2 pseudogenes are annotated in these 2,245 nt (G+C 72.7%); both read right to left on the reverse strand.

Annotated features, from left to right (window positions below):
* Positions 1 to 931 (reverse strand): annotated as a pseudogene (locus DD1DGNOD_RS17815) (2-nitropropane dioxygenase); the annotation flags it as partial.
* Positions 925 to 2,245, reverse strand: a pseudogene (locus tag DD1DGNOD_RS29740) (beta-ketoacyl synthase); the annotation flags it as partial. The pseudogenes DD1DGNOD_RS17815 and DD1DGNOD_RS29740, both read right to left, overlap by 7 nt.

Consider the following 2,245-nt stretch of genomic DNA (forward strand, 5'->3'; position numbering starts at 1 on the left):
CCGGCGTCCCGATCCCGCCGGCCGCGCCGACCCGGACCTGCCAGCCGTGGCCCAGGTGGGCCAGCTCACGCCGCACGCGGTCGCGCAGGCCGATGATCTCGGGAAGCAGGACGGTCAGCGGCCGGCGGTCGGTGTGACCGCCGGAGTCGGCCTCGACGGTGACGTCGTCCACCACGGGCACGCCGCGGGCGAGATCAGCCTGCTCCGCTGTGACCAGACCGGCCTCGAGCAGCCCGCGGACGATCGGCTCGGGCGCCGGGCGCAGGAAGCGCTCGGCGACCTCGGCCCGGGAGATCTTGGCAACCAGCCGGTTGCCCGCCCGCACCCGGCCGGAGGCGTCCCGGGACAGCCCGGCCAGCCGGTAGCGCACCACCTGCGGGGTGAGGTCGAGGAAGGCCGACGCCTCGACGCAGCGCACCTGGTGGCGCAGGCACAGGTCGACCACGTCCCGTTCCATGGCCAGCTCGTTCGGGCTGTGGATGAGGTTGCACGCGAACCCCGCGCCAGCGGGTATCCGCCGGCTGATCGTCGTCAGCGCGTCGTCGACGCGGGCGGGCAGCACCCCGGCCGCGCCGAAGGAGGCGAGGAAACCCTCCCCGGCCAGCGCCACGACCATCTCCGCCGACGCGATCCCGTTGGCCATCGCCCCGGCCATGTACGGGTGGCGCACGCCGTGGTCGCGCAGGAAGTCCGGCGACCCCAGCCGCTCGGGTGGTGCCGCCGGCACCACCGCGAGCACCTGCGTGCCGGGGCCGAGCAGCCGCTCGTCATTGGTGGCCGCGATCCCCTGGGCGTCCCGGACGACGAAACACGGCCGTTCGAGGGTTGCAAGCACGTCGTAGATCTCGTCCGCGCCGCGTCCGAGGCCGGCGGTGCGGACGCCGCCCGCCCGCCGGTGGATCTCGGCCGGACCGGCCTGGGTGGTCACCATGGCAGGGCCCCCTCTTCCCGCAGTTCGACGGCGATATCGGTCAGTTCGTAGATGCGCATGGTCGGCTTCCACACGCTTGCGTCCGCCACCACCCGCACCCGGCCGGGCCTCCGCTCGAGGGACTTGACGTGCACTTCGAGGAGCGACTCGCCGTCCGTCGACAGGAACTGGCCCCGGTACTTCCACGTCATCGGGATCCCGACCGGCAGCACGAAGCCCGGTCGGGTGAAGCCCGCGGCGTGACCGCCGTCGACGAGCCACTCCTGCATCGCCTGGATCACCGCCTCCACCCCGAGCGAGCCGGGAATGACCGGGTCCAGGACGAAGTGGCGGGCGAAGAACCAGTCCTGCGGGTCGATCGGACGGGACGCCCGCAGGTAGCCCTGCCCGTACCGGCCGCCGCCGTCGACCACCTGGACGTCGTCGAGCAGCGCAAGGTGACCCTGCGAGCACAGCGGCGCCGACGGGTCGGCCCGGCGGGCGGCGACGTCGATGGTTCGGACCGCGGGGCGGGGCTCCTGCTCGTCGAGCCAGGTCGGCACGAGACGACCGGCGTCGAGCCCGGTCTGCCTGGCCAGCGCCGCCTCGTTGAAGTACCCGAACATCGACTCGCCCTCGTAGACGGGCTCGCCGTCCACGGAGAACCGGTAGGAGAAGTCCTGCAGCACCGACCCGGGCATGGGCGTGGTGGACAGCAGGGTCGAGTGCTGCTGGAGGGTCTTGTCCCGCAGGTCCACCTCGCGCAGCACCGTGGCGCTGCCGCCGAGGTTGCGCAGGCTGTGCTCGCCGCCCAGCTCGGACAGGGTCGCGCCCAGGTAGTAGCCGAGGACGAGAGCCGACTGCAGCGAGGTTTCCATGTACACGCAGTTCGGCATCGACGCGTTGGCCGTGTCCTGGTAGTACCAGGAGTCGGCGGGAGAGTCGTACTCGGTCTGGTGGGTGGCGTTCCCGCGCTGGTTCCCCCGCTCCCCCTGGACCGCGACTATCCGGTCGACCAGACGCAGGCCGCCGTCGGGCAGGCGAGTCGCCCGGATGCCGAGATAACGGGAGAACTCCGGCCCCAGGGCGATGCCCGGGTCGCCCTTGGAGCAGTGGGCCATGTGGAACTCGTTGAGCATCACCCGGTCGCCGAACCTGTTCCTCCGCCCGAGGAAGCTCGGCACGGTGCCGCCGGCCTGCGGGCCGATCGGGACTCCCGGCTTCTCGCGGATGCCGAGCGTCACGCCGTGCACCCTGGCGACGACCTCGCCCCCGGCACGGAACTCGGCGTCGACGGACAGCCACGGCCGCGGGACGAGGTCGACGCCGGTGACC

It is taken from the genome of Candidatus Protofrankia californiensis (assembly GCF_900634765.1).
Lineage (GTDB): Bacteria > Actinomycetota > Actinomycetes > Frankiales > Frankiaceae > Protofrankia > Protofrankia californiensis.